Consider the following 6,557-nt stretch of genomic DNA (forward strand, 5'->3'; position numbering starts at 1 on the left):
TTCTCGTCGACGCTCATAGGTTCGCGGTCGGCCAGCAACTGCCGCCGGAAACGTACAACGGGAGTACCCTGCTCAATCTTCAGCTCACGAGCAATAAGCGGGGTCGCTGCCATTTGCTCGAAGCTGAGCACCCGAGCATCAGGAACCATACCGCGCCGGTGCATCTCCTCGCTGTATGAGGTGAGCTTCATCTGCAGGTCAACCTTGGTATGCGCGACGAAGGTGCCAAGGCCCACGATCCGCTCCAGCACCTCTTCGGCCACCAGCGCATCAATTGCATGCCGGACTGTCATCCGGGCTACCCCAAAGTGCTCCGTCAGCTTGCGTTCAGAAGGAATCGCGGTGCCCGGTTCGGCATGCTGAAGGATGTACTCGCGCAATAACTCGCGAAGCTGCACATGCTTCGCTCCCTTTCCGTCCAGTGCGGTGCTCAGCCCGCTGAGCTGCTTCGGCATGGGAGAACTCCTTCAGTGCACTGCGCGGCGCCGTCGGCTACCTCGCCCGGTCATAGACCGGTCTGATGGACCCATTCTATCGCCGCGCGTCTTGGGACAACGTGACATGCGTACCCATCCCCTGGATACGCGAGAAGGCCTCACACACTTCTGTGTGAGGCCTTCCGAGCCGATCAGGGTCCTTACAGGCGCCTAGTGGGCGTGGTCTCCCCGGCTGTACTCGTACACCCATCCAACGAGCGCAATGGCTGCGAGTCCGGCCGAAATGTAGAGGATCCACCATCCGGCGGCCAGACCGAGGAATCCGCCTGCTGCTGACAAACCGAGCACCAGCGGCCACCAGCTCCAGGGGCTGAAGTGACCCTGTTCGCCGGAGCCCTCATGGATTTCGGCGTCACGGCGGTCCTCCGGCCGCAAGCCAACGCGGCGGCCCGTGAACCCCAGATAGAAGCCGATCATCCCAGCGAGACCACCCACGAGGAGGATACCGAGAATGCCTACCCATTCAGACCAGTTGGTCAGAAAGCCGTAGACCAGGGCGACGGGGACAAAGAAGGGTACTCCCCAGAAGAAGAGCCGAGTTTCTACCTTCATTTACGCGTCCTTCCGATCAGCGGATCCGAGCAGCTGACCTGCCGGTGAACTTGGTGTATGCCACTGCGCGAGCTCCGGGTGGTGGAGGTCAAGCGCAGGCCGCTCGGAGCGGATGCGAGGCAACGAGGTGAAGTTGTGACGCGGCGGCGGGCAGGACGTTGCCCACTCGAGCGATGCTCCAAAGCCCCAGGGATCGTCGACCTCGACCTTCGTACCGCTGCGCCAAGTGACGTACACGTTCCAGAAGAACGGAATAAGGGAGGCACCCAGAACGAAGGAAGCGATCGTTGAGAACTGGTTCATCGCGGTGAACATGTCCTCGGGTAGGTAGTCCGCGTAACGTCGCGGCATACCGATCACGCCCAGCCAGTGCTGGATCAGGAAGGTTCCATGGAAGCCGAGGAAGAGGAGCCAAAAGTGAATCTTGCCCAGTCGTTCGTTGAGCATCTTTCCGGTCCACTTCGGCCACCAGAAGTAGAAGCCCGCGAACATAGCGAACACAACGGTGCCGAAGACGACGTAGTGGAAGTGGGCGACCACGAAGTAGGTGTCCGAGACGTGGAAGTCCAGAGGCGGTGAGGCCAGGATGATTCCGGTCAGGCCGCCGAACAGGAAGGTCACGAGGAAGCCGAGGCTCCAGAGCATGGGAGTCTCGAAAGTGATGGAACCCCGCCACATTGTGCCGATCCAGTTGAAGAACTTCACGCCGGTGGGCACTGCAATCAGCATGGTCATAAAAGCGAAGAACGGCAGCAGGACCGCTCCGGTCACGTACATGTGGTGTGCCCAAACGGTCACAGAGAGCGCAGCGATCGCGATCGTTGCGTAAACCAGGCCCTTGTAACCGAAGATCGGCTTGCGGCTGAAGACCGGGAAGATCTCCGAAACGATACCGAAGAACGGAAGGGCGATGATGTAGACCTCAGGGTGGCCGAAGAACCAGAAGAGGTGCTGCCAGAGAATAGCTCCCCCGTTGTCCGGGTCAAATATGTGTGCTCCGAAACGCCGGTCAGCGCCCAGGGCGAACAGCGCGGCAGCCAGCGGCGGGAAGGCCATCAGCACGAGAATCGATGTGACGAGAGCGTTCCAGGTGAAGATGGGCATGCGCCACATGGTCATGCCTGGAGCGCGCATGCAGATGATAGTGGTGATGAAGTTCACTGCACCCAGAATGGTGCCGAAGCCGGAAAGGGCAAGGCCGAACACCCAAAGGTCACCACCGACACCCGGCGAGAACGTCGTGTTGGATAGCGGCGCATAGGCGAACCACCCGAACGACGCGGCACCCTGCGGGGTGATGAAGCCCGACACTGCGATTGTGCTTCCGAAGAGGAAGAACCAGAAAGCAAGCGCGTTCAGCCGCGGGAAGGCGACGTCGGGCGCACCGATCTGCAGCGGCATGATCACGTTGGTGAAACCCGCGAACAGCGGCGTCGCGAACATCAGGAGCATCACCGTGCCGTGCATGGTGAACAGCTGGTTGTACTGCTCCTTGGTCTGCAGGATCTGCATACCCGGCTCGAACAGCTCGGCGCGGATAACAAGAGCCATCACACCGGCGAGGCAGAAGAACACGAACGACGAGATCAGGTACATGTACCCGATCGTCTTGTGGTCCGTTGAGGTGATCCAGTTGACGACGATACGTCCCTTGGACCGCGGGATGACCCGCGGAGCGACTGTAGTGCCGGCGTCCTCGGCGGTGTATTCGTAAGTAGACATCTAATCAATCCTGCCCAATTTGATCGTTGACGCTGCTCGGAGTTTCGCCGTCGACCCCGCTACGCGGATTGCGGTCGTACTCTTCGCCAAGCTGGCCGTCCTCAAGGGTCTCCAGGTGCGCTTCGTATTCCTCTTCGGAAACAACCGCCACGTTGAACAGCATTTCGGAGTGGTACTCGCCGCACAATTCGGCGCACTTACCCTCGAAGACGCCTTCACGCGTGGGGGTCAGAGTGATGTAGTTTTCGCGCTCAGGGATCATGTCGCGCTTTTGAAGGAAGGCGGGAACCCAGAACGAGTGAAGTACGTCGCGGGCGTTGAGGCGGAACTCCACCGTCTGGTTCACCGGCAGGTAGAGGGTCGGCAGTGTCTCAGGTACTCCTGGTTCACCATCGAGCTGAGCCTGCACGCCGGCGTCATACTTGTCCTCAAGGACGTAGTTGAAGTCCCACGACCACTGCTTGCCGCGGACATCAATGATGACATCGGGATCCTCGACACGTGTGTCGATGACCTGCTGGTCGCGGTCGGTGAAGTAGAAGAACACCAGCACCATGAACAGCGGGATGGTCAGGTAGAACACTTCCAGCGGAAGGTTGTAGCTGATCTGGCGCGGATAGCCGGTCTCATTACGACGACGGCGGTACGCCACGATGCACCAGATGATCAGACCCCAGGTGATCACGCCAACAACCAGGGCGGCGATCCAGGAGTTGACCCACAGGTCAATGATCCGGCCGGTGTGGTCGGTGTTGTCCCGCTCAGCGGGCAGCCAACCTTTTTGGACTTCTGATGAACAACCAGACAAGAACAGCGCAGCCACGACCACGAGGCTTGAAACCTTGAAAATCTTTGCGCGTCGGCTGCCGGTTCGGTCCTGCGAACTCACAGACGGCCCTTCCTTTTCTTACGTGCGGTGCCACCGACGGTGACAGCATTTCCGGTGCACGCCGCTACTCGGGCGCCAGCCCAAATGCGATGCACTTTCAGTTTTACTACTCACTGTAGAGCTTACCCGCAACGGCAGCCATCGTGTGACAACAAAGCCTCCGCCGTGTACCTGTTTCGGATACATGGCGGAGGCTTCGTGGTTCGTACTGTGTGGGCGGTCCCTTAGTGGAAGGAATCACCGCAGGCGCAGGAGCCGCCCGCATTGGGGTTGTCGATGGTGAATCCCTGCTTCGAGATGGTGTCCTCGAAATCGATGGAGGCGCCAGCGAGGTAGGGAACGCTCATGCGGTCGACAATGACTTCCACGCCGTCGAAATCGCGAACCGCATCCCCGTCCAGTACACGCTCGTCAAAGTAGAGCTGGTAGATGAGCCCGGAACATCCGCCTGGCTGTACTGCGACGCGAAGCCGGAGGTCGGTGCGCCCTTCCTGCTCCAGAAGGCTGCGTACCTTGTTGGCGGCGACATCTGAGAGGTTTACCTCGTGTACCGGCAGTTCGGTCTCTGCGGCGACTTCGGTAGTCGGTTCGCTTGTTGATGTGCTCATGATGTGCGTTCTCCTTAGCTTGTGCCTGCCGCGCCGGATCCGTGCCGACGAACACAGCGTCGGGCGGCATATGGCTATTAGCGCTTCGCAGCGCGTCCGTTCAATGGTACGTCCCGTGCACACGGCTGCCCAGCTATGTAACGAACCATGCCCGCGAAACATTCCACACACGTTCGAGCCGCCCCGGCAGGTGCTACGACCCGTCCGCTGCGCCGGCGGCATTGAGCCTGGCCAGCATCAGGGCCTCGGCCAGGACCGCCCGGCTGAATTCGGCCAGGTGCAGCGATTCATTCGCGCTGTGTGCCCTGGAATCAGGATCCTCCACTCCGGTGACGAGAATCTGCGCGTCCGGGTATACCTCTGTCAGATCGGCGATGAATGGAATGGACCCACCGATACCGGCCTCGACAGGCTCCGTGCCCCACGCCGTCCGAAGCGCCCACAGGGCGATCTGGGCGGCGGGTCTGGTGGTATCTGTGGAGAAGGGATTTCCTGACTCTCCGGGAGTGAACGTCACCTTCGCCCCGAAAGGAGCGTGCGCCTGCACGTGGCGTTCGACGGCGGCCATCGCCTCCTCAGGATCCTGCCCCGGTGCCAGGCGGAGACTGAACTTCGCCCGCGCGCTTGGGAGGAGCGTATTCGAGGACACCGCCACGCTGGGAGCATCGATGCCAATGATGGACAGGGCGGGCTTGGTCCACAACCGGGACGCGAGGGAGCCGGTGCCGGCCAACTGGACACCATCCAGAACTGAAGCGTCCGCCCGGAATGCGGCTTCAGGATAATCAACGGTCGCATCGTCCGTGGCGAGAAGCCCTTCGATAGCGACGCTGCCGTCGTCGTCGTGCAGTGTGGCTATCAGGCGGGACAACAAGGTGGGAGCGTCCAGGACAGGACCACCGAACATGCCCGAGTGAACCGCGTGATCCAGTACACGGACTTCGATGGTGCCGTCGACGAGGCCCCGCAGGCTGGTCGTCAGTGCCGGTACACCGACTTTCCAGTTGCTCGAGTCGGCAACCACGATGACGTCGGAGCGAAGCAACTCGCGGTGCTCTTCAAGGAAGCGGCGGAACGTGGGAGACCCGGCCTCCTCCTCCCCTTCGATGAAGAGGGTGATGCCGAGGCCAAGGCCGTCGCCCAGCACATCGGAAACCGCCCGGAAGGCAGCGATATGTGCCATCACACCGGCCTTGTCGTCTGCCGCTCCCCTGCCGTACAGCCGCTCCCCGCGCTCCTCGGCGATGAAGGGCTCGCTCTCCCACAGGTCGCGCTCCCCCGGCGGCTGCACATCGTGATGTGCATACAGGAGCACTGTCGGCTTTCCTGCGTCCGCAGGGCGCCGCGCCACGACCGCGGGACCTCCGGGCGTGCCATCGTTGTCGACTCGCAGAATGCGCACGTCCTCGATGCCGGTGGAACGCACCAGGGCGGCGACCGCTTCGGCGCTGCGGTCCAATTCGGCGGGGTTGAAGGCCTCCCAGGCCACGCCCGGGATGGCGACAAGGGACTTCAGCTCCTCGACGGTTCGCGAGAAGGCCGCGTCAACGCTGGAACGCAAGGCGGTAACCATAGTCTCCGGCAGGGTATCGGTAGATAGCTTGATCATGCCCCGAGCCTACACACGGGCGCGGAATCCGCTGCCCGTTGGCCGGGTATCCTAGAGGGGTGTTTGGACGAAAAAAAGACGCTGCCGTTGCTGAGAACCCCGCCGAGCAAGCCGCAGAGGAGCAACGCCTGAGGTCGGCAGGCAAGGGTGTGCCCACGCCGAAGCGCAGCGTCCAGGAGGCCGCACGCAAGCGCCCCCTCGTTCCCAATGACCGCAAGGCAGCACGTGAAGCCAACCGGCTGGCCCGCCGCGAGGAGCAGATGCGCATGCGCCGCGCCCTCGAGAACGGCGACGAACGTCATCTCCCCTTCCGCGACAAGGGCCCTGCCCGCCGGTACGTTCGCGACTACGTGGATGCCCGGTGGAACGTTGCCGAGTTTCTGATGTTCGCCGCGCTGGTCTTCGTTGTGCTCAGCTTCGTCCCGAACCTCACGTTCCAGGGTTATGTCATGCTCACTTTTTGGGTGATCATCCTTGCCGTGGTTGTCGACTGCCTGCTGCTGCGCCGCAAGCTCAAGGCCCGGCTGACCGAAAAATTCGGCGAGCCCGGCCGAGGAGATCTTTGGTATGGGATTTCGCGCGCCATGCAGATCCGCCGGCTCCGACTGCCCAAGACGCAGGTCGGCCGCGGCCAGTACCCCGCCTAGAGCTAAGCAGCCTGGTTCGCAGGCTTCCTTCCC

7 protein-coding genes are annotated in these 6,557 nt (G+C 61.7%); 1 reads left to right on the forward strand and 6 read right to left on the reverse strand.

Annotation, left to right across the window (positions count from 1 at the left end; genetic code table 11):
• From RIF85_RS10300 to RIF85_RS10325, 6 genes are all read right to left on the reverse strand, one after another.
• Positions 1 to 455: GntR family transcriptional regulator (locus tag RIF85_RS10300; RefSeq protein WP_309071819.1), on the reverse strand; the 455-nt coding region annotated here is incomplete at its 3' end.
• Between the two features lie 192 nt (positions 456 to 647).
• Positions 648 to 1,049, reverse strand: coding sequence for a cytochrome c oxidase subunit 4 (locus tag RIF85_RS10305; protein ID WP_309071820.1), 402 nt, complete (start codon positions 1,047 to 1,049; stop codon positions 648 to 650).
• On the reverse strand, positions 1,050 to 2,771 hold the full coding sequence (ctaD, locus tag RIF85_RS10310; protein ID WP_309071821.1) for a cytochrome c oxidase subunit I: 1,722 nt from the start codon (positions 2,769 to 2,771) through the stop codon (positions 1,050 to 1,052). It abuts the gene before it with no gap.
• 4 nt (positions 2,772 to 2,775) lie between these two features.
• On the reverse strand, positions 2,776 to 3,660 hold the full coding sequence (gene coxB, locus RIF85_RS10315; RefSeq protein WP_309071822.1) for a cytochrome c oxidase subunit II: 885 nt from the start codon (positions 3,658 to 3,660) through the stop codon (positions 2,776 to 2,778).
• A 224-nt stretch (positions 3,661 to 3,884) separates the two neighbouring features.
• Positions 3,885 to 4,268, reverse strand: a complete 384-nt coding sequence (locus RIF85_RS10320) for an iron-sulfur cluster assembly accessory protein (protein ID WP_309071823.1) — start codon at positions 4,266 to 4,268, stop codon at positions 3,885 to 3,887.
• Between the two features lie 193 nt (positions 4,269 to 4,461).
• Positions 4,462 to 5,877 carry a dipeptidase gene (locus RIF85_RS10325; RefSeq protein ID WP_309071824.1) on the reverse strand — a complete coding sequence of 472 codons (1,416 nt, stop codon included), beginning with the start codon at positions 5,875 to 5,877 and terminating at the stop codon, positions 4,462 to 4,464.
• Positions 5,878 to 5,936: 59 nt separating this feature from the next.
• Between RIF85_RS10325 and RIF85_RS10330 the strand changes: the two genes are divergently transcribed.
• Positions 5,937 to 6,524 carry a DUF3043 domain-containing protein gene (locus RIF85_RS10330; RefSeq protein WP_309071825.1) on the forward strand — a complete coding sequence of 196 codons (588 nt, stop codon included), beginning with the start codon at positions 5,937 to 5,939 and terminating at the stop codon, positions 6,522 to 6,524.
• Positions 6,525 to 6,557 lie beyond the last annotated feature (33 nt).

The sequence above is a fragment of the Arthrobacter sp. genome (assembly GCF_031179385.1).
In the GTDB taxonomy this organism is placed as follows: Bacteria; Actinomycetota; Actinomycetes; order Actinomycetales; family Micrococcaceae; genus Arthrobacter_D.